Origin of the sequence: Streptomyces sp. NPDC059499, from assembly GCF_042749285.1 — a bacterium.
Taxonomy (GTDB): Bacteria; Actinomycetota; Actinomycetes; order Streptomycetales; family Streptomycetaceae; genus Streptomyces.
Window position 1 is genome coordinate 17,296 of record NZ_JBHYTT010000030.1, and the last position, 26,068, is coordinate 43,363.

At 70.7% G+C, this 26,068-nt stretch carries 25 protein-coding genes; 5 read left to right on the forward strand and 20 right to left on the reverse strand.

Annotation, left to right across the window (positions count from 1 at the left end):
- Positions 1-18: 18 nt before the first annotated feature.
- The 10 genes from ACFW9O_RS36315 to ACFW9O_RS36360 all read right to left on the reverse strand — a co-directional run bounded on the left by ACFW9O_RS36315 (position 19) and on the right by ACFW9O_RS36360 (position 13,200).
- Positions 19-2,238, reverse strand: a complete 2,220-nt coding sequence (locus tag ACFW9O_RS36315; RefSeq protein WP_384615408.1) for an MMPL family transporter — start codon at positions 2,236-2,238, stop codon at positions 19-21.
- A gap of 215 nt (positions 2,239-2,453) precedes the next feature.
- Positions 2,454-3,962 (reverse strand): Asp-tRNA(Asn)/Glu-tRNA(Gln) amidotransferase subunit GatB, encoded by a 1,509-nt coding sequence (gene gatB, locus ACFW9O_RS36320; RefSeq protein WP_329207135.1) that lies wholly within the window; start codon positions 3,960-3,962, stop codon positions 2,454-2,456.
- A 14-nt stretch (positions 3,963-3,976) separates the two neighbouring features.
- Complete coding sequence (locus tag ACFW9O_RS36325) at positions 3,977-4,219, reverse strand: hypothetical protein (RefSeq protein WP_350991065.1); 243 nt, start codon at positions 4,217-4,219, stop codon at positions 3,977-3,979.
- Complete coding sequence (gatA, locus tag ACFW9O_RS36330; protein ID WP_351176654.1) at positions 4,216-5,718, reverse strand: Asp-tRNA(Asn)/Glu-tRNA(Gln) amidotransferase subunit GatA; 1,503 nt, start codon at positions 5,716-5,718, stop codon at positions 4,216-4,218. The genes ACFW9O_RS36325 and gatA overlap by 4 nt, the downstream gene beginning before the upstream one ends.
- A 5-nt stretch (positions 5,719-5,723) precedes the next feature.
- Positions 5,724-6,020: an Asp-tRNA(Asn)/Glu-tRNA(Gln) amidotransferase subunit GatC gene (gene gatC, locus ACFW9O_RS36335; protein WP_014048481.1), complete on the reverse strand. Its 297-nt coding sequence runs from the start codon at positions 6,018-6,020 to the stop codon at positions 5,724-5,726.
- 152 nt (positions 6,021-6,172) lie between these two features.
- Positions 6,173-8,326, reverse strand: a complete 2,154-nt coding sequence (locus ACFW9O_RS36340; protein WP_384615410.1) for a putative bifunctional diguanylate cyclase/phosphodiesterase — start codon at positions 8,324-8,326, stop codon at positions 6,173-6,175.
- Between the two features lie 328 nt (positions 8,327-8,654).
- On the reverse strand, positions 8,655-10,850 hold the full coding sequence (gene ligA, locus ACFW9O_RS36345) for an NAD-dependent DNA ligase LigA (RefSeq protein WP_384615412.1): 2,196 nt from the start codon (positions 10,848-10,850) through the stop codon (positions 8,655-8,657).
- 31 nt (positions 10,851-10,881) lie between these two features.
- The gene (locus ACFW9O_RS36350) at positions 10,882-11,907 is read right to left on the reverse strand and encodes a methionine synthase (RefSeq protein ID WP_384615415.1); all 1,026 of its coding nucleotides are present in this window, start codon (positions 11,905-11,907) and stop codon (positions 10,882-10,884) included.
- 35 nt (positions 11,908-11,942) lie between these two features.
- Positions 11,943-12,632 carry an SDR family oxidoreductase gene (locus ACFW9O_RS36355; protein ID WP_384615417.1) on the reverse strand — a complete coding sequence of 230 codons (690 nt, stop codon included), beginning with the start codon at positions 12,630-12,632 and terminating at the stop codon, positions 11,943-11,945.
- A gap of 28 nt (positions 12,633-12,660) precedes the next feature.
- The gene (locus ACFW9O_RS36360) at positions 12,661-13,200 is read right to left on the reverse strand and encodes a TIGR00730 family Rossman fold protein (RefSeq protein ID WP_384615419.1); all 540 of its coding nucleotides are present in this window, start codon (positions 13,198-13,200) and stop codon (positions 12,661-12,663) included.
- A gap of 75 nt (positions 13,201-13,275) precedes the next feature.
- Here ACFW9O_RS36360 and ACFW9O_RS36365 point away from each other — a divergent pair, with 75 nt between their 5' ends.
- Together ACFW9O_RS36365 and ACFW9O_RS36370 are read left to right on the forward strand one after the other, a co-directional pair.
- A complete protein-coding gene (locus ACFW9O_RS36365) occupies positions 13,276-13,611 on the forward strand; it encodes a DUF427 domain-containing protein (protein WP_384615421.1) in 336 nt (111 codons plus the stop codon).
- A gap of 62 nt (positions 13,612-13,673) precedes the next feature.
- Complete coding sequence (locus tag ACFW9O_RS36370) at positions 13,674-14,474, forward strand: alpha/beta fold hydrolase (protein WP_384615423.1); 801 nt, start codon at positions 13,674-13,676, stop codon at positions 14,472-14,474.
- Between the two features lie 57 nt (positions 14,475-14,531).
- Here the strand turns inward: ACFW9O_RS36370 and mnmA are convergent, their stop codons facing one another.
- Positions 14,532-15,662 (reverse strand): tRNA 2-thiouridine(34) synthase MnmA, encoded by a 1,131-nt coding sequence (gene mnmA, locus ACFW9O_RS36375; protein ID WP_384615425.1) that lies wholly within the window; start codon positions 15,660-15,662, stop codon positions 14,532-14,534.
- Positions 15,663-15,723: 61 nt separating this feature from the next.
- Here mnmA and ACFW9O_RS36380 point away from each other — a divergent pair, with 61 nt between their 5' ends.
- Entirely contained in the window at positions 15,724-16,419 is a 696-nt protein-coding gene (locus ACFW9O_RS36380) for an N-acetylmuramoyl-L-alanine amidase (RefSeq protein WP_384615427.1), read from the forward strand.
- On the opposite strand, the gene ACFW9O_RS36385 is transcribed toward ACFW9O_RS36380, so the two are convergent.
- The 3 genes from ACFW9O_RS36385 to ACFW9O_RS36395 form a co-directional block, all read right to left on the reverse strand.
- Positions 16,416-17,585, reverse strand: a complete 1,170-nt coding sequence (locus ACFW9O_RS36385) for a cysteine desulfurase family protein (protein ID WP_384615442.1) — start codon at positions 17,583-17,585, stop codon at positions 16,416-16,418. The two genes, ACFW9O_RS36380 and ACFW9O_RS36385, sit on opposite strands and share 4 nt — an antisense overlap.
- A gap of 142 nt (positions 17,586-17,727) precedes the next feature.
- Positions 17,728-18,072, reverse strand: coding sequence for a DUF4190 domain-containing protein (locus ACFW9O_RS36390; RefSeq protein WP_384615429.1), 345 nt, complete (start codon positions 18,070-18,072; stop codon positions 17,728-17,730).
- A 47-nt stretch (positions 18,073-18,119) separates the two neighbouring features.
- The gene (locus tag ACFW9O_RS36395) at positions 18,120-18,317 is read right to left on the reverse strand and encodes a hypothetical protein (RefSeq protein ID WP_351176715.1); all 198 of its coding nucleotides are present in this window, start codon (positions 18,315-18,317) and stop codon (positions 18,120-18,122) included.
- 64 nt (positions 18,318-18,381) lie between these two features.
- On the opposite strand from ACFW9O_RS36395, the gene ACFW9O_RS36400 reads away from it, so the two are divergent.
- A complete protein-coding gene (locus ACFW9O_RS36400; protein ID WP_351176688.1) occupies positions 18,382-19,005 on the forward strand; it encodes a TetR family transcriptional regulator in 624 nt (207 codons plus the stop codon).
- A gap of 10 nt (positions 19,006-19,015) precedes the next feature.
- Complete coding sequence (locus ACFW9O_RS36405; RefSeq protein ID WP_384615431.1) at positions 19,016-19,849, forward strand: alpha/beta fold hydrolase; 834 nt, start codon at positions 19,016-19,018, stop codon at positions 19,847-19,849.
- A 52-nt stretch (positions 19,850-19,901) separates the two neighbouring features.
- Here the strand turns inward: ACFW9O_RS36405 and ACFW9O_RS36410 are convergent, their stop codons facing one another.
- From ACFW9O_RS36410 to ACFW9O_RS36435, 6 genes are read right to left on the reverse strand one after another with little or no spacing between them, the layout of a single operon-like run.
- Entirely contained in the window at positions 19,902-20,768 is an 867-nt protein-coding gene (locus ACFW9O_RS36410) for a thioesterase family protein (protein WP_383176995.1), read from the reverse strand.
- A 51-nt stretch (positions 20,769-20,819) separates the two neighbouring features.
- Positions 20,820-21,491: a trimeric intracellular cation channel family protein gene (locus ACFW9O_RS36415; protein WP_351176697.1), complete on the reverse strand. Its 672-nt coding sequence runs from the start codon at positions 21,489-21,491 to the stop codon at positions 20,820-20,822.
- Positions 21,492-21,538: 47 nt separating this feature from the next.
- Positions 21,539-22,888, reverse strand: coding sequence for an oligopeptide/dipeptide ABC transporter ATP-binding protein (locus ACFW9O_RS36420; protein ID WP_384615434.1), 1,350 nt, complete (start codon positions 22,886-22,888; stop codon positions 21,539-21,541).
- On the reverse strand, positions 22,885-23,877 hold the full coding sequence (locus ACFW9O_RS36425; protein WP_384615437.1) for an ABC transporter ATP-binding protein: 993 nt from the start codon (positions 23,875-23,877) through the stop codon (positions 22,885-22,887). Before ACFW9O_RS36425 ends, ACFW9O_RS36420 begins: the two co-directional genes overlap by 4 nt.
- Positions 23,878-23,883: 6 nt before the next feature.
- Complete coding sequence (locus tag ACFW9O_RS36430) at positions 23,884-24,846, reverse strand: ABC transporter permease (RefSeq protein WP_351176706.1); 963 nt, start codon at positions 24,844-24,846, stop codon at positions 23,884-23,886.
- A 1-nt stretch (position 24,847) separates the two neighbouring features.
- Positions 24,848-25,852 carry an ABC transporter permease gene (locus ACFW9O_RS36435; RefSeq protein WP_351176712.1) on the reverse strand — a complete coding sequence of 335 codons (1,005 nt, stop codon included), beginning with the start codon at positions 25,850-25,852 and terminating at the stop codon, positions 24,848-24,850.
- Positions 25,853-26,068: the final 216 nt, after the last annotated feature.

Genomic DNA, 26,068 nt, shown 5'->3' on the forward strand with positions numbered 1-26,068 from the left:
AGGGACTTCTCCTCGGTCTCAGTGGACGCGCTGCGCGACGGCCCGGTCCGGGTCGCCGGTGCGCTCCCCCGGAATTTTCGCATGCGGCGCGATCCGGTCCGGGGGCTCGATGCTGATGCGCGGGAGCAGCCGGTCGAGCCGGGCGGGCAGCCACCAGTTGGCGCCGCCGAGCATGTGCATCAGGGCGGGCACCAGCAGGGTGCGCAGGACGAAGGCGTCGAGTGCGACGGCGGCGGCCAGCGCGATGCCGAACATCGCGATGACGCGGTCTCCGCTGAGCACGAAGGCGAGGAAGACCGAGATCATGATCACCGCCGCGGAGTTGATCACCCGGCCGGTCTCGGCGAGGCCCACACGGACCGACCTGCGGTTGTCCCCGGTCTCCAGCCACTCCTCGTACATCCGGCCGACCAGGAAGACCTGGTAGTCCATCGAGAGCCCGAAGAGCACGGACACCATGATCACCGGGAGGAAGGGCTCGATCGGGCCGGCGCTGCCGAGCCCCAGCAGTTCGCTGCCCCAGCCCCACTGGAAGACCGCGACGACGACCCCGAAGGAGGAGGCGACGGCGGCCACGTTCATCACAGCGGCCTTCAGCGGGATGGCGAGGGACCGGAAGGCCAGGAGCAGGAGCAGGCAGCCGAGTCCGATGACGACCCCGACGAAGAGCGGAAGTTTGCCGATGATGACCTCGGCGAAGTCGTCGTAGCTCGCCGTCACGCCACCCACGTGGACCTGGAGAGACGTGTTGTCCTGGATGGGCGGCAGCACGTCGTCACGCAGCCGGTCGACGAGTTCGCTGGTCCGCTGCGACTGGGGCGCGGACTCGGGGACGACGGTGACGAACGCCGTGTCGCCGCTGTTGTTGTACGTCACCGGGCTCACGGAGGCGACGCCGTCGGTGGCCCGCAGCACGCCGGGCAGACCGTCGAGGGCGAGCCGGTCGTCGGCTCCGTCGAGGTGGGCGGCGATCGTCAGCGGCCCGTTGACTCCGGGGCCGAAGCCGTCGGCCAGCAGGTCGTACGCCTGCCGGGTGGTGGCGGTGGCCGGGTTGTTGCCCTGGTCGGAGGTGCCCAGATGCAGCCCGAAGGCGGGCAGGGCGAGTACCGCCATGATCGCGGCGGCGACCACTCCGAGGAGCTTGGGGTGCCGCTCGACGAAGGCGGACCAGCGGGCGGCGAAGCCGGTGGCGTGTTCGCGCTGCGGTCCGTGCTCGGCGAGCTGCCTGCGCTCGCGCCGGCTCAGCGCCCGCATGCCGATGAAGGAGAGCAGGGCGGGCAGCAGGGTGACGGAGGCGGCGACGGTCAGCACCACGGTGAGCGAGGCGGCGATCGCGACACCGTTGAGGAAGCCGAGCCGCAGGACGAGCATGCCGAGCAGCGCGACACAGACGGTCGCTCCGGCGAAGACGACGGCCCGCCCCGTGGTCGCGACGGCGTTCTGCGCCGCTTCGGGTACGGACAGTCCGCGTCTGAGGCCTCTGCGGTGCCGGGTGACGATGAACAGCGCGTAGTCGATGCCGACGCCGAGCCCGATCAGCATGCCCAGCATCGGTGCGAAGTCGGCGACGGTCATGACATGGCCGAGCAGGACGATCCCCGCGTACGCCGTGCCGACGGAGACGAGGGCGGTGGCGATGGGCAGCAGGCTGGCGGCGAGCGAGCCGAAGGCAAGGAAGAGCACGACGGCGGCGACGACCACTCCGACCGCCTCGCTGAGGTGGACGCCCGGCGCTTCGGTCAGGGCGACGGCGCTGCCGCCGAGCTCGACCTGGAGGCCGTCGCTCTCGGCTGTCTTCGCGGTGTCGACGACGGCCTGGGCCTGTTCCCGCGGGATCTCGTCGGCCCCGTGGGTGAAGGTGATCGTGGCGTAGGCGGTGCGGCTGTCCGCGCTGACCTGTCCCTTGCCGTCGGCCCCGTAGGGTCCGGTGACGTCGCCGACTCCGGGAAGCGCGTCCAGGGCCTGCAGCGTCCTGGTCATGGTCTGCTCGACGTCGGCGGCACGGACCGTGGGGCCCGTGGTGTGCCAGACGACGGTGTCGGTGTCGCCCCCGAGGTTCGTGAACCCCGCCTGGAGGAGTTCACCAGCGCGGCCGGACTCGGTTCCCGGCACCTCGTAGTTGTTGGAGTACGCGGAGCCCGCGAAGACCGCTGCTCCTGCCGTGCCGCCGAGGGCGAGAAGCCAGATGAGGACAGCGGCGAGACGGTGCCTGAGGCACCAGCGTGCGATGGCGGCCAACGGACGTGCTCCCTGCGGGTTCGTGGACCGTCGACGGGAATAAGGGGAACATCCCGAAAAAGTCGCATGACCTGAGAACCGTCACTCTGTCAGGCATTAGTGATCAATTGTCCTGTTCGTGGCCATGGTCACAGACATCCCGCATCACACGAAAGGGCGGTGCCCCGGTTGTCCGGGGGCACCGCCCTTCGCTCACACGGTCCTGCGGGGAGGCCTCAGCCCTCGACGCCGAGCTTCTCCAGGATCAGCTCACGTACACGCGCCGCGTCCGCCTGACCGCGGGTGGCCTTCATGACCGCGCCGACCAGGGCGCCCGCAGCGGCGACCTTGCCACCACGGATCTTGTCGGCGATCGCGGCGTTGGCCGCGATGGCCTCGTCGACGGCCGTGCCCAGCGCGCCCTCGTCGGAGACGACCTTCAGGCCGCGCTTCTCGACGACGGTGTCCGGGTCGCCCTCGCCCGCGAGGACACCCTCGAGGACCTGGCGTGCCAGCTTGTCGTTGAGATCGCCCGAGGTGACGAGCTCGGCGACCCTGGCGACCTGCACAGGGGTGACGCCCAGCTCGTCGAGGCCGCGGCCGGTCTCGTTGGCGTTACGGGCGAGCTCGCCCATCCACCACTTGCGGGCCTGGTCCGCCGGAGCACCCGCCTCCGTCGTGGCGACGATCAGGTCGACCGCGCCCGCGTTGAGGATGGACTGCATGTCGTGCTCGGAGACGCCCCACTCCTCCTTGAGCCGCGCGCGGCGCAGCCGCGGCAGCTCGGGGAGGCCCTTGCGGAGCTCCTCGACCCATTCACGGGCCGGGGCGACGGGCACGAGGTCCGGCTCCGGGAAGTACCGGTAGTCCTCGGCGTTGTCCTTGATGCGGCCGGCCGTGGTGGAGCCGTCCTCCTCGTGGAAGTGCCGGGTCTCCTGCACGATCTTTCCGCCGGAGTTCAGCACCGCGGCATGGCGCTGGATCTCGAAGCGGGCGGCACGCTCGACGGAACGCAGGGAGTTCACGTTCTTCGTCTCGGAGCGCGTACCGAACTCCTCCCGGCCGTGGGGCCGCAGCGACAGGTTCACGTCGCAGCGCATCTGCCCCATCTCCATCCGGGCCTCCGACACACCGAGCGCCTTGATGAGCTCGCGGAGCTCGGCGACGTACGCCTTGGCGACCTCGGGAGCGCGCGCGCCCGCACCCTCGATCGGCTTGGTGACGATCTCGATGAGCGGGATGCCCGCACGGTTGTAGTCGAGCAGGGAGTGGGACGCGCCGTGGATACGGCCGGTGGCACCGCCGACGTGCGTCGACTTGCCGGTGTCCTCCTCCATGTGGGCGCGCTCGATCTGCACGCGGAAGATCTCGCCGTCCTCCAGCTGGACGTCCAGATAGCCGTTGAAGGCGATCGGCTCGTCGTACTGGGAGGTCTGGAAGTTCTTCGGCATGTCCGGATAGAAGTAGTTCTTCCGGGCGAAGCGGCACCACTCGGCGATCTCGCAGTTCAGCGCGAGGCCGATCTTGATGGCGGACTCGACGCCGATCTCGTTGACGACCGGCAGCGCGCCGGGCAGCCCGAGGCAGACCGGGCAGGTCTGCGAGTTGGCGTCCTGCTTGAGCTCCGTGGAGCAGCCGCAGAACATCTTGGTCTTGGTGCCGAGCTCGACATGGACTTCGAGGCCCATGACGGGGTCGTACGTCGCGAGGGCGTCCTCGTACGACTCCAGGTCAATGACAGTCACTGAAACTTTCCCTCTCAGCCCAGCAGGACGTCGTCGTCGCCGAGACGCTTGAGCTCGCGGTAGAGGATCGCGAGTCCGGTCACGATCGCGGCGGCGGATACGGCGGCGTCGATCAGCCGCAGTGTGTCGTTCTCCTGGCGGGCCATCTTCACCTGCTTGAACACGCTGAGCGCGCCGAAGGCGGTGGTGCCCATGGACACGTACGCGCCGGTCTTGGACTTCTTGAAGTTCTTGGCCTTCTTAGCCATTGCGCTCATAGCGACGGAGCCTCCTCAAGCAGCGGGTGTCCCCACTTTTCCACGAATGCGGCCTCGACGGCGGCTCCGACCTTGTACAGCCGGTCGTCCTTCATGGCGGGGGCGATGATCTGCAGCCCGACCGGCAGGCCGTCCTCAGGAGCCAGGCCGCAGGGCAGCGACATGGCCGAGTTGCCGGCGAGGTTGGTCGGGATGGTGCACAGGTCCGCGAGGTACATCGCCATCGGGTCGTCGGCGCGCTCGCCGATCGGGAAGGCGGTGGTGGGCGTCGTCGGCGAGACGATGACGTCCACCTGCTCGAACGCCTTCTCGAAGTCCTGCGTGATGAGGGTGCGGACCTTCTGCGCCGAGCCGTAGTACGCGTCGTAGTAGCCGGAGCTGAGCGCGTACGTACCGAGGATGACGCGGCGCTTGACCTCGTCGCCGAAGCCGGCCTCACGCGTGAGGGCGGTGACGTCCTCCGCGGAGCGCGTGCCGTCGTCGCCGACCCGCAGGCCGTAGCGCATGGCGTCGAAGCGGGCCAGGTTCGAGGAGCACTCGGACGGCGCGATCAGGTAGTACGCCGACAGGGCCAGGTCGAAGGACGGGCAGTCCAGCTCGACGATCGTGGCACCGAGCGACTTCAGCAGCTCGACCGACTCGTTGAAGCGCTGGACGACACCTGCCTGGTAGCCCTCGCCGGAGAACTGCTTGACCACACCGACGCGCATGCCCTGTACGGAGCCGTTGCGCGCGGCCTCGACGACGGGCGGGACCGGGGCGTCGATGGACGTCGAGTCCAGCGGGTCGTGGCCGGCGATGGCCTCGTGGAGGAGCGCCGCGTCCAGGACCGTACGGGCGCAGGGACCGCCCTGGTCGAGGGACGAGGAGAAGGCGACCATGCCGTAGCGGGAGACGCCGCCGTAGGTGGGCTTGACGCCGACGGTGCCCGTGACGGCCGCGGGCTGGCGGATGGAGCCGCCGGTGTCCGTACCGATGGCGAGCGGGGCCTCGAAGGAGGCGAGCGCGGCCGAGGAGCCGCCGCCGGATCCGCCCGGGATGCGGGTGAGGTCCCACGGGTTGCCGGTCGGGCCGTAGGCACTGTTCTCGGTGGAGGACCCCATGGCGAACTCGTCCATGTTGGTCTTGCCGAGGATGACGACGTCGGCGGCCTTCAGCCGCTTGGTGACGGTCGCGTCGTAGGGCGGGACCCAGCCCTCGAGGATCTTCGAGCCGACGGTGGTCGGCATGTCCTGCGTGGTGAAGATGTCCTTGAGCGCGAGCGGGACGCCGGCCAGCGGGCCGAGCTTCTCGCCCGCCTCGCGCTTGGCGTCGACGGCGCGGGCCTGCGCGAGGGCGCCCTCGCGGTCGATGTGCAGGAAGGCGTGGACCTTCTCGTCGATGGCTTCGATCCGGGCCAGGTGGGCCTCGGTGACCTCGACGGCCGTCAGCTCGCCGGAGGCGATCTTCGCGGCGATCTCCGCCGCGGTGAGCTTGATGATGGTGCTGATGTCCGTCATGGCTGTTAGTCCTCCCCCAGGATCTGCGGCACCTTGAAACGCTGCTGCTCCTGGGCAGGGGCGCCCGAGAGCGCCTGCGCGGGGGTGAGCGACGGACGGACCTCGTCCGCGCGCATGACGTTCGTCAGCGGCAGCGGGTGGGAGGTCGGCGGTACGTCTTGGTCGGCGACCTCGGAGACGCGGGCGACCGCGCCGATGATGTCGTCGAGCTGACCGGCGAAGTGCTCGAGCTCTTCGCCCTTCAGCTCCAGACGCGCCAGCCGTGCGAGGTGGGCGACCTCCTCGCGCGTGATGCCAGGCATGCAGCGATCCTCAGGGTTCGGTGTGTGGTTTTGGCCCAATCCTATGGGGTCGCCCGCCACTGCCCCGCAATCGCGCCCGGGGCACATCGAGCCCGTCCGGCGATTGAGGACAAAACGCCCGCCGGGTGGTCCCGGCGCACCTGCTCCGTCGTTCAGGCCGTCGCGGGACCGGGGTTCAGCGCGCGTCCCGCGGGCCTGGTCTCCAGCTCGGGCGTCACCGCCGCCGCGGCGGCAGCGGCCGCGGCCTCCAGCTCCGCCGGCCGCCGCCAGCCGTGCTCGCCCCGCGCCCGCAGCCAGGCCGTCGTCTCCAGGGGCGGCATGGCGGCGGCGACGAGCCACCCCTGCACCGCGTCGCAGCGCAGGTCCCGCAGCCGCTCCCAGGTCTCGTCGTCCTCGACGCCCTCGGCGACGACCAGCAGACCGAGCGAGTGGGCCAGGTCGATGGTGCAGCGGACGATCTCCGCGTCCTCGTTGTCGATGGCGAGCCGGGCGACGAACGACCGGTCGATCTTGAGTTCGCTGACCGGCAGCTTGCGCAGGTGGACGAGCGAGGAGTAGCCCGTACCGAAGTCGTCGAGGGACATCTTCACCCCGTGCCCGGTCAGCCCGGCCAGGGTGTCCGCGGCCCGCTGCGGGTCCTCCAGCAGGACGTGCTCCGTTATCTCCAGCTGGAGCGCTCCCGCCGGTACACCGTGCCGGGCGAGCCGGGCCGCGACGCTTCCCGCGAACCCGGGGGTGTGGACATCGCGCGGCGAGACGTTGACCGCGACGGGGACGAACAGCCCCTGCGCGCGCCATCGGGCCACCTGGGCCAGCGCGGTCTCCAGCACGTACTCGGTGAGATGCGGCATCAGGCCGGACGACTCCGCGATCGCGATGAACTCGTCCGGGGGGACCCGCCCGCGCTCGGGATGCACCCAGCGCACCAGGGCTTCGAGCCCGGCGACCTGACCGTCGAACCTGACTTTCGGCTGGTAGTGGAGCTCGACCTCCTGGGCGTCGAGCGCGCGCCGCAGATCGCCGAGGAGCCCGAGCCTGTCCGGGGTGTTGCTGTCCCGCTTGGACTCGTACACCTCCACACCCGTACGGTCCCGCTTGGCCTGGTACATGGCCACGTCCGCCCGCCTGAGCAGCCCTTCGGCGTCCAGAGCGTGGTCGGGGTGGACGGCGACCCCGGCGCTCGCCTCGAGGACCAGGGTGAGCCCGTCCAGGTCGAGGGGCGAGGAGAGCTCGGCGACCAGGTGACGGGCGACCCGCTGGGCGCTGGTGGTGGAGTCCGCGGTCGGCAGCAGGACGGCGAACTCGTCGCCGCCCAGCCGTGCGGCCTCCGCACCGCGCGGCAGGGCGAGCCGCAGCCGGTCCGCTATCTGAAGGAGAAGCCGGTCCCCCGCCAGGTGCCCGAGGGTGTCGTTGACGGCGCGGAACCGGTCGAGGTCGATGAGGACGAGCGCCGATCTGGAGCCGGTGCTCCCGGCCTCCTCCAGCGCCGTCCATGTCCTCTCCAGCAGCCACTGGCGGTTGGGCAGACCGGTCAGCGGGTCTCTCAGCTGCTCCTCGGCGCGGGCGCGGGCGATCCAGAGGGTGGAGTCGAGGGCGATCAGCGGGACCGCGAAGAGCGGCAGCAGCACGGGCATGGCCGACGCGACGACGCAGATCAGTGGGGCGATGCCGAGCAGGGCGACCGCGACGAGTCCCTGGCGAAGGAGCGCCGTGCGGGCGATCGTCGGCAGTCCCCCGCTCTGGGAAGCCCGTGCGTACCACAGCAGGACACGGGTGACGAGGAGGTACGTGGCGGCCGCGAGCAGCACTTCGGGGACGGCGTCGATGCCCCAGTCGAGTGGCCGCCAGGGTGTGGCGACGGTAGGCACCTCCCCGAAGGCGGACAGGACGAGCGCCGCGGCTCCGATGCCGAGTATGTCCACGGCTCCGTGGAGCAGTCCCTGCCACCAGCGGTGCCGACGGGCGGTGCCGACGAGCACCACGACGACCAGGCTGACCAGACCGGCGGGCACCCAGCCGTAGAGCAGCAGGACGGCGACCGTGAGGGCGGCGCCGGAACCGGTGCCGCCCCACCAGCGGTCGCGCCCGAGGGCGACCAGGTGGCCGACGATGATGCCGGTGAGCACCGCGAGCGACCAGCCGGCGGTGCCGTCCGGGAAGAGGGCCTCGCCGTCACGGACCGTCCGGTAGAACCCCGTTGCCAGCTGAACCGTGGCAACCCCCACGACGACAGCTCCCACTTTTGACGTGAGGCCGACGAAAACCTGCAGCCGCGACACCGTTGCGGCGCTCTCGGTCGGTTTCATTCCGTCCCTCTCACAGCCGGCGGTGCCGATGTCCCACAGTGGCCCCCGCTCCCGTGCCACCGCGACCCAATTCCGACCACGCGGCCGGGCACGGCAGGTGCACGTTCAACAGTAGGCCGCCAACAGCCCTCGCGGGCAGCGCTCTACAGCTCTTGCCCGAATGCGGACCCCGCAGTCCCACCGCCCGATTTGCGCCGAACGAGTGAAAGCGACCGGCTCGGCCGGACCACTCGCCCCCCTCTTGTCCGCTTTATTCCCTTCTCGTCCACCGCCACTCCCCCGCAGCGTCTCGATCGAGCCTCGATCACTTCGGGGCATCGGGTCTCGATCACGCCTCCACCGGCACAGCCGCCTCACGCGCCGCGTCCGGCCCCTGCTCGAGCAGAACGGCGAACCCGTCCTCGTCGAGGACGGGGACCTTCAGCTGCATCGCCTTGTCGTACTTCGACCCCGGGTTCTCGCCCACCACGACGAAGGAGGTCTTCTTCGAGACGGACCCCGTCACCTTCGCCCCCCTGCTCTGCAGCGCGTCCTTGGCACCGTCCCTGGTGTGGGTGGCCAGCGTGCCCGTGACGACGACGGTGAGCCCTTCGAGCGGTCGCGGCCCCTCGTCCTCGCCCGCTCCCTCGTCCTCCATCCGGACACCGGCCTCCCGCCACTTGCGCAGGATCTCGCGGTGCCAGTCCTCGGCGAACCACTGTTTGACCGACTTGGCGATGATCGGTCCGACCCCGTCGGCGGCGGCCAGCTCCTCCTCCGACGCCTCGTCGATCCGGTCGATGGACCGGAACTGCCTGGCCAGCTCCACGGCGGCCACGGGACCCACATGACGGATCGAGAGCCCGGTGAGGATCCGGGCCAGGGGGGCCTGCCGTGCCGCCGCGATGCCTTCGAGCATGGCCAGGGCGTTCTTCTTCGGTTCGCCCTGCTGATTGGCGAAGACCGTCGCGATCTTCTCCTCGCCGCTCTTCGGATCGCGCTTGGGCAGCCCGCTGTCCTGGTCCAGGACATAGGCCCGGATCGGCAGCAGCTGCTCCACCGTCAGGCCGAAGAGGTCCCCCTCGTCCAGCAGGGGCGGATCGGCGGGCTCCAGAGGCTTCGTCAGAGCAGCCGCCGCCACATAGCCGAAGTGGTCGATGTCCAGGCACTTACGGCCGGCGAGGTAGGCCACCCGCTCCCGCAACTGCGCAGGACAGGACCGCGCGTTGGGGCAGCGGAGGTCGATGTCGCCCTCCTTCATGGGGCGCAGCGCCGTACCGCACTCGGGGCAGTCGGCCGGCATCACGAACTCCCGCTCGCTGCCGTCGCGCAGATCGACGACCGGACCGAGGATCTCCGGGATGACGTCGCCCGCCTTACGGAGCACCACCGTGTCGCCGATGAGGACGCCCTTGGCCTTCACCACGTTCTGGTTGTGCAGGGTGGCGAATTCGACCTCGGAGCCCGCCACCTCGACGGGTTCCACCTGGGCGTACGGCGTGACCCTGCCGGTGCGTCCGACGCCGACCCGGATGTTGACCAGCTTGGTGTTGACCTCTTCCGGGGCGTACTTCCAGGCGATCGCCCAGCGCGGTGCGCGCGAGGTGGAGCCCAGCCGGCCCTGGAGCGGGATCTCGTCGAGCTTGACGACGACCCCGTCGATCTCGTGCTCCACGGAGTGGCGGTTCTCACCGAAGTACGCGATGAACTCCCGTACGCCGTCGAGGGAGTCGACCACCTTGTTGTGCCGGGCCGTCGGCAGGCCCCATTCGCTCAGCAGGTCGTAGGCGTGCGAGAGGCAGTCGATGTCGAGGCCCTCGCGGGCTCCGATGCCGTGCACCACCATGTGCAGCGGGCGGGTCGCGGTGACCTTCGGGTCCTTCTGGCGCAGGGAGCCGGCCGCCGCGTTGCGCGGGTTGGCGAAGGGCTTGTCGTCGGCCTCCACCAGGCGGGCGTTGAGTCCTTCGAAGGCCTCCATCGGGAAGAAGACCTCACCGCGGATCTCGACGAGCGCGGGGATCCGCTCCCCCTTCAGGCGGTGCGGGATCTCCGCGATCGTGCGGACGTTGGGCGTGATGTCCTCGCCGGTCCGGCCGTCGCCGCGGGTGGCCGCGCGGGTCAGCCTCCCGTGCTCGTAGGTGAGGTTCACGGCGAGACCGTCCACCTTGAGCTCGCACAGGAAGTGGTAGCCGCCCGTGCCGACGTCCCGTGCGACACGCTCGGCCCAGGCCGCGAGCTCCCCGTCGTCGAAGGCGTTGTCCAGGGAGAGCATGCGCTCGCGGTGCTCGACGGAGGTGAACTCCGTGGTGTACGGCCCGGCGACCTTCTGGGTCGGCGAGTCCGGCGTACGCAGCTGGGGGTGCCGGTCCTCGATGGCCTCCAGCGCTCGCATCAGCCGGTCGAACTCGGCATCGCTGACGACCGGCTGGTCCTTCACGTAGTACCGGAAGCGGTGTTCCTCGATCTGCTCGGCCAGGAGCGCGTGCTGCTCCTGCGCATCCGCCGGCACACCGGTCAGCTGCTGTGCCTGCTGTTCGCCGGCCATCGTCCGATCCTCCCGTTGACCCGTTGCCCCGTTACTCAGGGTTGTCTGCGAGTGACCTCGCGGCCCGGGCGCAGTGGGCGAGCGCGGCGCGCGCGTACGCGGGCGACGCCCCCGCCAGCCCGCAGGACGGGGTGATCACGACGGACTCGGTGAGAGTCCCCGGATTGAACCCCAGCCTGCTCCACAACGTCCTGACATCCATGACGCTACCGCCAGGGTCCGACAATGCGGTCGAGGCCGCGTCGACTCCGGGAACCACGCCGAGGAAGAGCTGGGTGCCGGCTTCGACGGCTTCCCCGATCGCATCCTCCTCACGCTCGGTGAGGAGGGAGAAGTCGAAGGAGATGGCGCCCGCCCCGGCGCGGCGCAGCAGGGCGAAGGGCACCTCCGGGGCACATGAGTGGACCACCGTCGGCGCCTCGCCGTTCACCGCGAGCAGCTCGCGCAGGGTTCCCTCGACGACCTGGCGGTCCACGGCCCGGTAGGTCCGGTATCCGCTCGCGGACCGGACCCGTCCCAGCAGTACGGCGGTCAGGGACGGTTCGTCGAGCTGGAGCACGACCTCGGCGCCGGGAACTCTGCGCCGGACGTCCGCGAGGTGGGTGCGCAGTCCCTCCGCCAGCGAACCGGCCAGGTCCCTGCATGCGCCCGGGTCGCCGAGCATGGCCTCGCCGCCCCGCAGCTCCAGGCCCGCGGCCAGGGTCCAGGGGCCGACCGCCTGGACCTTGAGGAGCCCTTCGTAGCCCTGGGTGTGCTCCTCCAGGGCGTCGAGGTCCTCGCCGAGCCAGGACCGGGCGCGGCGCGTGTCACGGCCGGGCCGGTCGCTGATCCGCCAGCCGCTGGGCTCGACGTGGCCGTACATCTCGACGAGCAGTCCGATGGTCCGCCCGATCATGTCCGCCCCGGGCCCCCGCGCGGGCAGCTCCGCCAGATACGGCATTCCCTGCCCGTCGGCGAAGGACCCGGCGACGGTCTTGGCCGCCTCCCGTGCGTCGCCGCCCGGCATGGACCCGATACCGGTGGCGGCACACCCGCTGAACTTGCTCTTCTCGCTCACGCGCAGAGCCTACGGGCCGCACCGCCCCCGGTTTCTCAGCGTCCGGGGCGGACCGTCAGGTTGTTGATCTCGGCGTCGCGCGGCAGGTCGACGGCCAGCAGGATCGTGGTGGCCACGGACTCCGGGTCGATCCAGCGGGAGGGGTCGTACTCCTTGCCCTCCTGCTGGTGGACCTTGGCCTGCATGGGGCTGGCGGTGCGGCCGGGATAGACGGAGGTCACCCGGACGCCGTTGCCGTGCTCCTCGTGGCGCAGCGAGTCGGCGAGGGCCTTCAGGCCATGCTTGCTGGCGGCGTACGCGCCCCACTCGGCGTGGGCCTCGAGTCCGGCGCCGGAGTTCACGAAGACGACGTGGCCCTTGGAGACGCGCAGCTGCGGCAGCAGCAGCCTGGTCAGTTCGGCGGGGGCGATCAGATTGGCGTTGAGCTGGAAGTGCCAGGCCTTGGGGGTGAGGTCGCCGATCCTGCCGAGCTCGACGACCCCCGCGATGTGCAGCAGCGAGTCGAGCCGTTCGGGCATGGGCTGCTGCCCGAAGGCCCAGGAGAGCCGGTCCGGATTGCCGAGGTCGCCGACGAGTGTGCGGGCCCCGGGGTGGAGGGCGGCCAGTTCCTTGGCCCGTCCTGCGTCCCGGGCCAGCAGCACGAGCTCGTCGCCGCGCTCCTGGAGACGGCGGGCGACGGCCGCTCCGATACCGGAGCCGGCCCCGGTGATGAGATGAGTAGGCATGCCCTCATGCTGTCACCCCGCCCGGTCCTCACCGCAGGCCGGCCGACTCCTCCAGGTAGGCGAGCGCCCCGACTCCGTCCTTGGCGAAGAAGACCAGGTCGGTGAGGGGCACCGGCAGGAAGCCCTCGTCCTCCATGCGCTGGAACTGCTGGCGCAGACCGTCGTAGAACCCGGCCGTGTTCAGCAGGACGACGGGCATGGTGGTCTTGCCGTGCTTCTTCAGCTCCAGGATCTCCGTGGCCTCGTCGAGCGTCCCCGTGCCGCCGACCATGACGACGACCGCGTCGGCCTTCTCCAGGAGCAGCGCCTTGCGCTCGGCCAGGTCCTTGGCGATCACCATCTCGTCGGCGTCGGTCCTCGCCTTCGCCGCCAGGAACTCCACCGACACGCCCACGAGCCGTCCGCCGGCCGCCTGCACCCCGTCGGCGACGACCTTCATGAGCCCGCTCTCGGAACCTCCCCAGACCAGGGTGTGCCCGCCCCGGCCCAGCAGTTCGGCGAATTCCCGGGCGGGCACGGTGTAGCGGTCGTCGAGGTCGGCGGCGGAGAGAAAGACACAGATGTTCATGCGACCACCGTACGGGCCGCCCCGGCACTCCCCGGGAGCGGGAAGAAACCGGCCCGCCGCACGGCTGAACCAGTCATGACTTCCGCCCCAGGACACCGCATCACCGTCGAGCCCGAAGCCGTGCACGTGCGCGCGGTACGCGACGGGCAGCTGCTCGCCGAGAGCCACCGGCCGCTCGCCCTGCGCGAGACGGGCTGTCCGGTCAGGTACTACCTGCCGCCCGAGGACGTCCGTACGGAGCTGCTGACGCCCTCGGACACCCGTACGCACTGCCCGTTCAAGGGCGATGCGTCCTACTGGTCGCTGCCCGGAGCGGCGGACCTCGTCTGGGCCTACCAGGAACCCAAGGACCAAGTGGCGGCGATCAAGGGCCACTTCTGCTTCTACGACACGGAAGTGGTCACCGACTGATCGTCAAAAATATTTCTCGGCACCACCGATGAGTTCTGCGGGCCGCCTCGGTCCACCCTCACATGGACAAGACTCTCTCCCGTGACGGCACGTCCGTCGCCTATCGGCGCCGGGGTGACGGGCCGCCGGTGATTTTGGTCGGCGGGGCATTGAGCAGCTCGGAGACCGAGGAGCCGCTCGCCGAACTGCTCGCGCCGCGGTTCACGGTCGTCACGTACGACCGCCGTGGGCGCGGCGCCAGCGGCGACAGCGGTCCGTACGCGGTGCGGCGCGAGGTCGAGGACCTGATGGCGGTCGCGGCCCGGGTGGGTGAGCGGGTGTCGCTCTTCGGCATGCTGTCGGGCGGTGCGCTGGCCTTGGAGGCGCAGGCGGCGGGGCTGCCCGTGGATCTCCTCGCGGTCTACGAGCCGCCGTACACCCCCGGGCCGGCCGGTCTCCTCTACAAGTCCCGCTGCACGGCCCGGCTGCACCGGATGCTGTCCATAGGGGACCGCGACGGCGCCGTCGCCCTGTACATGTCCCGGACCGGCGTCCCGGAGGAGACGATCGCCCGTATGCGCCACGCCCCGCTGTGGAAGAGCCTGGAAGCGCTGGCGCACACCCTGGCGTACGACGACACGCTGCTGGGCAACGGCACGATTCCGACGGATCGGTTCGCGTCCGTGACGGCGCGCACGCTGGTGGTCTGCGGCGGCTTCAGTCCCGACGTGACCCGTGAGACGACTCTCGCCCTCGCGGCGGCGGTCCCCAGGGCGCGGCACCGCACTCTGACCGGCCAGACGCGCGATCTGGCACCGCAGGCGATCGCCCCGGTCCTGGCGGACTTCTTCGCCCGGGACGTGTTCCTGCGCGAGGTGTCGTAGCGGACCCCCGAACCGGCCGGGTCGCCGCAGGGGAGCGACCCGGTCCGAGGCTATGCGTCAGCCCGCTGTCGCCCTCTCGCGGCGTACGGTCGTGGCGATCGTGGCGGAGCCGACCACCCGGGTGCCGTCGTACAGGACGACGGCCTGGCCGGGGGCCACGCCCCGTACGGGCTCGGTGAACGAGACGTGCAGGGTGCCGTCGGTCAGCTCCGCCGTCACCTCGGTCTCGCCGCCGTGGGCACGCAGCTGCGCGGTGTACGTGCCGGGGCCGGACGGGGCCGTACCGCACCAGCGGGGCTTGATGGCCGTGAGGGCCGTGACGTCGAGGGCCTCGGCGGGGCCGACCGTCACCGTGTTGTTCACCGGTGAGATGTCCAGGACGTAGCGGGGCTTGCCGTCGGGGGCCGGGTGGCCGATGCGCAGGCCCTTGCGCTGGCCGATGGTGAAGCCGAAGGCGCCCTCGTGGGTGCCCACCTTCGCACCGGACTCGTCGACGATGTCACCCTCCGCGGGGCCTCCGAGACGGTCCGCGAGGAAGCCCTGGGTGTCGCCGTCGGCGATGAAGCAGATGTCGTGGCTGTCGGGCTTCTTGGCGACGGCCAGGCCGCGGCGCTCGGCCTCGGCGCGGATCTCGTCCTTGGTGGTGAGGGTGTCGCCGAGGGGGAACATGGCGTGCGCGAGCTGCTTCTCGTCCAGGACTCCGAGGACGTAGCTCTGGTCCTTGGCCATGTCCGAGGCGCGGTGCATCTCCCGGGTGCCGTCGTCGTTCAGCACGACGGTGGCGTAGTGGCCGGTGCAGACCGCGTCGAAGCCGAGGGCCAGGGCCTTGTCGAGCAGTGCGGCGAACTTGATCTTCTCGTTGCAGCGCAGGCAGGGGTTGGGGGTGCGCCCCGCCTCGTACTCCGCCACGAAGTCGTCCACGACGTCCTCGCGGAAGCGTTCCGCGAGGTCCCAGACGTAGAACGGGATGCCAATGACGTCCGCCGCGCGGCGGGCGTCCCGGGAGTCCTCGATGGTGCAACAGCCGCGTGCCCCGGTACGGAAGGACTGCGGGTTCGCGGAGAGGGCGAGGTGCACACCGGTCACGTCGTGGCCCGCCTCGGCGGCACGGGCCGCCGCGACGGCGGAGTCGACTCCGCCCGACATGGCGGCGAGGACACGGAGGGGGCGCTGGGAGGTCTGAGTCATAGCCCATCCAGAGTACGGGGCTCCGGGAACCGAATGCGCGCGGATATGCGTTGACGATCACATGGGGACCAGAGGCAGGGGCGAAGGATCGGGGAGCGGGTCGCGCGGCATCAGCAGACGCTCGCTGCTGATCGGTGGCGCCGCGACCGCCGTGGGCACGGCCGCGCTGGCCGCGGAGGAGATCCGGCGCGTCTGGTGGCGGGTACCGGGCGTGGAGAAGCCCCGCAAGCCCGGTGAGCTGGACTTCGCCGGTGCCCGGTGGGTGGCGGCCTCCGACGCGAACTGGCGGCGGGCCGACCGCCCCGACGACTACGGCGTGGACCGGGTGATCATCCATGTCACCCAGGGCAGCTTCGCCAGCGCGGTCAAGGTCTTCCAGGATCCGGCGCACCGCGCCGCAACGCACTACATCGTCGGCCAGGACGGCCGTGTGACGCAGATGATCCGCGAGCTGGACGTGGCGTACCACGCCGGCAACCGCTCGTTCAACGAACGCAGCGTCGGCATCGAGCACGAGGGGTTCGTGGACCGCCCGAAGGACTTCACGGCCCGGATGTACGAGTCGTCGGCGCGGCTGACGGCCGCGATATGCGCGCGGTACGGGATACCCGTGGACCGCGAGCACATCATCGGGCACGTCGAGGTGCCGGGCACGGACCACACGGATCCGGGACCGCACTGGGACTGGGACCGCTACATGAAGCTGGTCCGGGCCGCTTCCAGGGCGGCGAAGGCCGCGGAGGCGGCGAAGGACTAGCTGAGCCCTGCCGTCCTCGCCCGTTCGACCGCGGGGCCGATCGCCCGCGCGACGTCCTCGACGTCCTGCTTGGCGGAGGTGTGGCCGAGCGAGAAGCGCAGGGTGCCGCGGGCCAGGTCCGGGTCGGTGCCCGTGGCCAGCAGCACATGACTCGGCTGGGCGATTCCGGCCGTGCACGCGGAGCCGGTGGAGCATTCGATGCCCTGGGCGTCGAGCAGCAGCAGGAGGGAGTCGCCCTCGCAGCCGGGGAAGGTGAAGTGGGCGTTGGCGGGCAGCCGGCCGCCGGGGGCCGGGTCACCGCCGAGCACGGCATCGGGGACGGCCTGGAGGACCGCCGCGGTCAGGTCGTCGCGGAGCGCACCGATCTCGCGGGCGAAGTCCTCACGCCCCTCGGCGGCGAGCCGTCCGGCGACCGCGAAGGCGGCGACGGCGGGTACGTCGAGGGTGCCGGAGCGCACATGCCGCTCCTGTCCGCCGCCGTGCAGCACGGGCACGGGGGTGTGGTCGCGGCCGAGGAGCAGCGCGCCCACACCGAAGGGGCCACCGATCTTGTGTGCGCTGACGGTCATCGCGGCCAGCCCCGACCGGGCGAAGTCGACCTCCAGCTGCCCGAAGGCCTGTACCGCGTCGGCATGCATGGGCACATCGAACTCGCGAGCGACATCGGCCAGTTCACGTACCGGCATGACGGTGCCGATCTCGTTGTTGGCCCACATGACGGTGATCAGGGCGACGTCGTCGGGGTCGCGGAGGATCGCCTCACGCAGGGCCTCGGGGTGCACGCGCCCGTACCGGTCGACGGGCAGGTACTCGACGGTGGCGCCCTCGTGCTCGGCGAGCCAGTCGACGGCGTCGATCACGGCGTGGTGTTCCACCGGGCTGGCGAGGACCCTGGTGCGGCGGGGGTCCGCGTCGCGCCGGGACCAGTAGAGGCCCTTCACGGCGAGATTGTCTGCCTCGGTCCCGCCCGAGGTGAAGACCACCTCGCTGGGGCGCGCGCCGAGGGCGTCCGCGAGCGTCTCTCTGGACTCCTCGACGGTGCGGCGGGCCCGGCGCCCGGCGGCGTGCAGGGAGGACGCGTTGCCGGTGACGGCGAGGTGCGCGGTCATCGCCGCGATCGCCTCCGGAAGCATCGGAGTGGTCGCTGCGTGGTCGAGGTAGGCCATGGTGGACACGATTCTACGAGTCCTTGGCGGGGCTCATGCCGGGCGCATGGGGTCACGGCTCCCGCAGGGGGTCCGGAAGGCGTACGGACCGCCCCGGCACGGAGCCCGATCCGGTACCGGGAAAGCTTCCCGCTCGCCCCGGTCAGGCGCCGAAGTTCCAGGAGACGGTGCCGTTCTCGGTGACCAGGACGGCGAGGACGACCAGGTCGGCGATGCCGAGGGCGAGCCCGAGCAGGGCGCGGCCGCGGCGGGCGGTGGATCGGGCGAGGGCGATGACCGCCATGACGATGGCGACGGGCCCGAGCAGGATGTTCATCACCAGGAGGCCGAGCAGCCCGAGCACGAACGAGGCGACGGCCAGCCCGTCCGCCTCACGGGAGGCCTCGCGGGAGTCTTCACGGACGCCGGGCTTCCGGCCCGTCCGCGGAGCGGTCCCCGCCCCGGTGCCGTTCCGGGTTCGGCGGGCGAGTGCGGTGGTGAGGGTCATGGTGCGTGCTCCTTCGGATCCGGTGGGATACGGGGTCGGGTGCCGGGTCAGCGGGTCCGGCGGCCGAGGCGCTCACGGACTCCGAAGAGCGCCAGCCAGAGACCGATCAGGGCGCCTGCGGTCAGCGCCAGGGGCAGCGGCAGATGCGCGACCGCTCCGAGGACGACCCCCAGCAGGAGCAGGGCGGCGACGAGGACGAACATGTGTGGCCCTTTCTGCGAGCAGTTGAGAGTACGACTGTTCACTGACTTTGCAGTCTAGACCCCTGACCCCTTCCAAGACTCGGAGAACGGTTGTTTACTGAATGGCATGAGTCACACCGTCGGCATCCGCCAGGCCCAGAAGCTGAAGACACGTCAGGCACTCCTCGACGCCGCCCTGCGGCTGCTGGAGCACCAGAGTCTGAGCAGCCTGGGCCTGCGCGAGGTGACGCGGGCCGTGGGAGTCGCCCCGACCGCCTTCTACCGCCACTTCGACGACACGGCGGCCTTGGGCGTCGCCCTCGTCGAGGAGACCCTGGGCAGCCTGCACGGCATGATCGGCGCGATCCTCGCCGAGACGGGCGACAGCGAGGAGCGACTGGACCGCAGCGTCGAACTGATCGCCCGCCACGTGGCCGAGCAGCCCGCCCACTTCCGCTTCATCGCCCGCGAACAGCACGGCGGCGTGGGCCCCGTCCGCGAAGCCATAACCTGCCAGCTGCGCCGCTTCGCCGAGGAGGTGGCGGCGGCCCTCGGTACGGAGCCGGAGTCGGCGGGCTGGGACCGGGAGGACCTCCTGATGCTGGGCGGGCTGTACGTCGACCACATGGTGCTCACCGCCTCGGCGCTCCTGGACGCGGGCCCCGAGGACGAGCGGGCGGTCGTCCGGCAGGCGCGACGCCGACTGCGCCTGGTCACGCTGGGCCGGGCCCACTGGCTGGACAGCCCATAGGGTCGTCGCCATGAGCGAATGGACTCTCGACCGGACCTTCACCAGTTCGTCGGGCGAGGTGCGCTGGGCCGCTCTCGGCCCGGAGCACGCTCCGCCGGTCGTCCTGGTGCACGGCACGCCCTTCTCCTCGTACGTATGGCGCGATATCGCCCGTGGGCTGGCCCAGGACCACCGCGTGTACGTGTGGGACCTGCCCGGTTACGGCGCTTCCGCCCAGTTCGAGGACCAGGATGTGTCCCTGCGCGCCCAGGCCTGGGTCTTCACCGAGCTCCTCGCCCACTGGGACCTGCCCGAACCGGCCGTGGCAGCCCACGACTTCGGCGGCTGTGTCGCTCTGCGCGCGTACCTCCTGCACGGCGCCCGCTACCGGCGTCTCGCGCTCGTCGACCCCGTGGCACTGGCCCCGTGGGGTTCACCCGCGTACCGGCTGCTGGGCGGCCACGCCCAGGTCTTCGGGCAGCTTCCGGCAGCCCTCCACCGGGCCCTGGTGACGGAGTACATGAGTTCCGCCAGCCATCCGGGACTGCGCCCCCAGGTGCTCGAACGGCTCGTCGCCCCGTGGTGCACCGAGACCGGGCAGCCCGCCTTCTACCGGCAGATCGCCCAGAACGACCAACGGTTCACCGACGACATCCAGCACCGGTACGGCGAGCTGGAGCTGCCCGTACTGATCTGCTGGGGCACCGAGGACACCTGGATCCCGGTCGCCCGCGGTCATGAACTGGCCGCACTGATTCCGGGCGCCGGACTCCGGCTGGTCGCCGGGGCCGGGCACCTCGTCCAGGAGGACGCGCCGGCCGAGCTGACCGCGGCCCTCGCCGGCTTCCTGCGCACACACCCGTGACCCGCCGCCCGGTGCGGGCGGCGCGAAGGCCGGCGCTCCGGCCCTCCGCCGCTCAGACGCGTGGTGCGCGGGCCAGCTGACGGGACTGGGCCACCAGACGGTCGGCGCTGTCCCAGACCTCCGCGTCCTCCTCCAGGAAACCGCCCGCGAGGTTACGGGTGGTGATGGAGACGCGCAGCGGCCCGGGGGCCGGGCGGCAGCGGATGTGGGTGGTGAGCTCGATCGTGGGCGTCCAGCCCTTCAGGCCGAGCTCGAACGACGTCGGTGGCAGCGCGTCGACGGTGAGCAGCAGCGAGAGCGGGTCCGCGTCGCGGCCGTCCGCGAGTCCGAACCAGCCCCGCATCTCGCCCTTGCCGGACGGTGCGCCGATGGCCCAGCCGATCGTCGCCGGGTCGAGCTTGATGTCGAGCCGCTCGGTGATGGCGGAACTGCCGGGGATCGCCGCCGGGCCGTCGGCCGGGCCGAGGCAGTGCTCCCGCGGCGGGATGGCGGGCAGTTCGGCGGACGTGAGGACGTCGCCGGTCAGGCCGTCCAGGTCACCGTAGGTGGCGAGCACCCGGATGCGCTCGATCTCGCTGCCGTCCTCCGCGTACTGGAAGAGCGAGGCCTCTCCGGTGGAGAGGGTGCGGCCGGTGCGGACCACCTGGGTACGGATGACGGCGGGGCCCGGTACGGAGGCCGTGAGGTAGTGCGCGGACACCGAGAACGGGTCGGAGTGCGGCAGCGCCTCTCCGAGTGCCCGGCCGAGCATGGCCAGCAGATAGCCGCCGTTGACCGCGTGGATGATCGTCCATCCCGCGGAGAGCTCGGCGTCGTAGACGCCCTCTTCACGGAGTGTGACGGCGGTGTCGCGGTCGAACTCGCTGTCACCGATGGTTGCCTGCGCTGTGCGCGGCGCCTGCGCTGCTGCCTGTGCCATGCGATGCACGGTACACCGATTGCATTACTGAGCGGTAGCTTTTCTCCGGCGTCACATGACCGCCGGGGTCTCCTCCGCGGTCGCCGAGCGCCGGTTGTAGGCGCGCGGAGCACGCCAGTGGAAGCGCATCGCCAACAGCCGGAGGACGAACGCGGTGATGACCGCGGTGCCGCTGGTGAAGGCGTTGAGGGCGTCGAAGCGGATACAGAGCACCACCATGACCGCGCCGACGATCGCGGGCACCGCGTACAGGTCGCGGTCCCAGCGCAGCAGGGACGGCACCTCGTTGGCGAGCACGTCACGCAGTACACCGCCGCCGACGGCCGTGGCCAGACCCAGGGCGGCCGATGCGGTGAGGCCGAGGCCGTAGTCGTAGGCCTTGACCGTGCCGGCGACGCAGAAGAGGCCGAGGCCGGCCGCGTCGAAGACGTTGACGCCGACCTGGATCCGCTCGACGTGCGGGTGCAGGAAGAACACGAGGCCGGCCGCGAGCAGCGGGGTCAGGAAGTAGCCGAGATCCGTGAAGGCCGCGGGCGGGATCGCCCCGATCATCACGTCGCGGAAAATCCCTCCGCCCAGCGCTGTCACCTCGGCGAGCACCGCGATGCCGAAGACATCGAAGTTCTTGCGTACGGCGAGCAGGGCGCCCGAGATCGCGAAGACGAAGATCCCGACGAGGTCGAGCGCATGCTGGACGGAGGGAGTGAAGAGTTCGTTGAGCACCGGACAGTTCTACAACGTCCGGTGCCCACGATGTCGCCCGGAGGCCGTCAGACGGTGCCGGCCTTTCCTTCGGCGCCGGCCTCGGCCACGGGCGGGGCCGCGTCTTCGGGCTCGTCCGGGGCGTCGGCCGCGTCTGCCACCTCGACCTCGGCGTCGGCGGTGTCGGCTGCCTCGTCCTCGGGCGCGGATGCCTCCCCGGACGCCTTCTCCGGTTCGACTCCGGCCTCGGCTGCGGCTTCGGCCTCGCCCTCGGCTTCCGCGGACTTCTCCGCCACCGGCGCCACGGCGACCGAGTCGGCGGGTGCCTTCTGCGCGGGCACCTTCACAGCCGGCGTCTTGTCGGCGACCGGCTCCTCGGTGGGTGTCCCCACGACCGCCTCGATACCGGTTGCCCGGGTCAGCCCGATCGTCCCGTCCTCGATCTCGGCCGCGAAGTGGCAGGCCACCTTGTGCCCGTCACCCAGGTCCGTCAGGACCGGACGCTCGAGCGCGCACTTGTCCTGCACCCACGGGCAGCGGGTGTGGAACCGGCAGCCGGCCGGCGGGTTGGCCGGCGAGGGCAGGTCGCCCTGGAGCAGGATCCGCTCCCGCCGGTCCTCGACCTCGGGGTCGGGCACCGGCACCGCGGACATGAGCGCCCGGGTGTACGGGTGCTTCGGGCCGGCGTACAGCGCGTCGCTCGGCGCCTCCTCCACGAGGGACCCGAGGTACATGACCCCGATGACGTCGGAGATGTGCCGGACGACGGCGAGGTCGTGGGCGATGACGAGGTAGGTGAGCCCCAGCGACTGCTGCAGCTCCTCCAGCAGGTTGATGACCTGCGCCTGGATCGACACGTCGAGCGCCGAGACCGGCTCGTCGCAGATGATCACGTCCGGTTCGAGCACCAGGGCGCGGGCGATGCCGATGCGCTGGCGCTGGCCGCCGGAGAACTCGTGCGGGTAGCGGGACAGCGAGTTCGCGGGCAGTCCGACCTTGGCGAGGATGGCCTTGATCTTCTCCCGGCGGTCGTCCCGGTCGGCGCCGATCCCGTGGGCCGCCATGCCCTCGGAGAGGATCGACTCGATGTTCTGCCGCGGGTTGAGGCTGCCGAGCGGGTCCTGGAAGACCATCTGGAGCCGGCGGCGGTACCGGCGCATCTCCTCGTCCGGCAGCTTGGCCAGGTCGGTGCCGTCGAAGACGACCTCACCGGAGGTGATGTCCACGAGGCGCAGCACCGCCCGGCCCAAGGTCGTCTTGCCACAGCCCGACTCGCCCACGAGCCCGTACGTCTGTCCGGCCTCGACGCTCAGCGAGATGCCGTCCACGGCGTAGACGTGTCCGACCGTACGGTCGAAGAAGACACCCTTCTTGACGGGGAAGTGGACCTTCACATCGTCGAGTTCGAGCAGGCTCATGCCGAAACCTCCGCCTTGGGCAGGACCGGGTTGACACAGCGCACCTGGTGTCCGGCCGTGCGTGGTTCGGTCAGTTCGGGAGTGCCCGTGAGGCACTCCATCGTGTAGAAATCGCAGCGGGGCGCGAAGGCGCAGCCGTCGGCCCAGGCGATCTTGTCGTTGATCGATCCGCGGATCGGGTGGAGCGGTTCGCCGCGCGGTGCGTCCAGACGCGGGATGGAACCGAGCAGCCCGTGCGCGTACGGGTGCGTGGGTGCGGCGAACAGCTCACGCCGGTCGGCGGATTCCACGGCCCGTCCCGCGTACAGGACATTGACCTCGTCGCAGATGCCGGCGACGACCCCGAGGTCGTGGGTGATCATCAGCAGGGCGGTGCCCTCCTGGTCGACCAGTTCCTTGAGGAGTTCCAGGATCTGGGCCTGGATGGTCACGTCGAGCGCGGTGGTCGGCTCGTCGGCGATGAGCAGCCGGGGTGCGCAGGCCACCGCCATGGCGATCAGCGCACGCTGCCGCATACCGCCGGACAGCTGGTGCGGGTACTCCTTCAGCCGTCGGCGCGGGTCCGGGATACCGACCCGGTCCAGGAGGTGGGCGGCCTCCTTGCGGGCGGCCTCCCCCTTCAGACCGCGGTGCCGCTGGAGGATCTCGGTCACCTGGATGCCGATCGGGATCACCGGGTTCAGCGAGGACAGCGGGTCCTGGAAGATCATCGCCAGCTGGCTGCCGCGCATGTCGCGGAGCTTGCGCCGGCTCATGGTCAGCAGGTCCTGGCCGTCGAACTCCACGCGTCCGCCGACCTTCACGCCCTTGTCGGGCAGCAGGCCCATCAGGGCGAGCGAGGTCACGGACTTGCCGCAGCCGGACTCGCCCACCAGGCCGACGACCTCGCCCTGGTCCACGGTGAAGGAGACACCGTCGACCGCGACGGAGTCCTTGCGGCCGCGTCCGCCGAAGGTGACGCTGAGCTGGTCAACATTGAGCAGTGCCATGGGAGATCAGCCTCGCAGCTTCGGGTCGAGGGCTTCGCGCATGGCCTCGCCGAGCAGGGTGAAGCCCAGTGCGGTGATGATGATCCCGACGGCCGGATAGGCGGCCATCATCGGCTCGTTGTCGAAGAACCGCTGCGCCTGGGAGAGCATGACGCCCCATTCCGGGATCGCCGGGTCGGGGTTGCCGAGGCCCAGGTAGGACAGGGCCGCGGCTTCGATGATCGCGGTGGCGAGGCTGAGCGTCGCCTGGACGATCACCGGGCTCAGCGAGTTGGGCAGGATCTGCGTGAGGACGATCCGCTTCTTCCGGATGCCGAGCGCCTTGGCCGCCAGTACGTAGTCCGCGCCGCCCTGGGCGAGCATCGAGCCACGCAGCAGACGGGCGAAGACGGGGATCTGGACGACGCCGACGGCGATCATCACCGTGGTCAGGGACTGGCCCATCACGGCGGCGATGGAGACTGCGAGCAGCAGCGAGGGCAGCGACAGCATGAGGTCGGTGATGCGCATGATCACGGTGTCGATCCGCTGTCCGACCTTGCCGCCGAGAGTCGCTGCGGCACCGGACAGCACACCGACGACCGCGCCGATGACCAGACCGATGAGCATCGAGACCACACCCACGAGCAGGGTCTGGCGTGCGCCGACGAGCATGCGGGAGAAGAGGTCCCGGCCGAGGTGGTCGAGGCCGAACCAGTTCTCGCCGCGCATTCCGACGAACTTGCCCTGGTTGGTGAAGACTTCGCCGCGCCAGGTCTGGGCGGTGGGGCTGTAGGGGGCGATCCACGGTCCCACGATCGCGAGCACCACGAACACGCCGATGACGACCGCGCCGATGACGGCCATCTTGCTGCCCCTGAGCCGCCGCAGGGCCTCGCGCCACAGGCTCGCGCCCGTGGTCGACTCGGTCTGCTGGGTCAGTTCGGCGAGCCGGTCGATCTTGTCGGCCCTGTTGGTCAATGTCGTCACGTCAGTGCACCCGCACTCTCGGGTCGATGATGCTGTAGGCGACGTCGACCAGCAGGTTGATGAGGACGTACACCATCGCGATGAAGAGGATGAACCCGACCAGCACCGGGTAGTCGCGGGCGTCGATCGAGGTACGGATGAAGGAGCCGATTCCTCCGAAGGAGAAGACCGACTCGGTCAGCACCGCACCCGACAGCAGGCTGCCGGTCAGCAGGCCCACCGCGGTGACCACGGGGAGCAGCGCGTTGCGCAGCACATGACGGCCGCGAACGACCCGCTTCTCCAGGCCCTTGGACTCGGCGGTGCGGATGTAGTCCTCGCCGAGGACCTCCAGGACGCTCGCCCGGGTCATGCGCACGATCACGGCGAGCGGAATGGTCGCGAGGGCGATCGCGGGCAGCACCAGGTGCATGATCGCGTCCCAGGTCGCGTCGAGCTCACCGGTCAGCAGACCGTCCAGGGTGGCGAATCCCGTGATGTTCGTGGCGTCGAGACCTGTGGAGAGCCGTCCGTAGCTCGGGAAGATGTGGAGCTGGACGGCGAGGATGCCCTTGAGTATCAGCGCGAGGAAGAACACGGGGATGCAGATGCCGATCAGCGATCCGGACACCGAGGCGACGTCGAGCCAGCCACCGCGGTGGCGGGCGGCGAGGTAGCCCATCGGGATGCCGATCAGGACCGCGATGACGATCGCGGCGACGCTGAGTTCGACGGTGGCCGGGAAGCGCAGGACGAACTCGTCCCACACCGGCTGACCGGTCTGGGTGGAGGTGCCGAGATCCAGTTCGAAGATGCGCTTGAGGAAGCGCCAGTACTGGACGTGGACGGGCTCGTCGAGCCCCAGCACCCGGTTGATGCGCGCCACTTCGGCTTCGGTCGCCCGCTCGCCCAGGATCGCTGAGGCGGGTCCGCCGGGCAGCCGGTTCAGCCACAGGAAGAGCAGAACCGACAGGCCGAGCAGGGTGGGTATGAGCTGTAGCAGTCTTCGTACGACGAGTCGCAGCACCCCGCGTGCCCCTTTCTGACGTGTCGAAAAGTGGGGGGGCCCCCCCCCCCCCCCAGGGCGGGGGCGGCGGGGGGGGTGGGGGGGGGGTGGGCCCAGTGGGGTGTAGGGGGGCGGGGGGGCCACCCCCCCCCCCCGGGCCCTTTGGGGTGGGGGCCCGTGGCGGGGGGGAGCCGAGTAGGCGAGGGGGGGGGGGGGGGGGGGCGGAGGCGGGTTTTG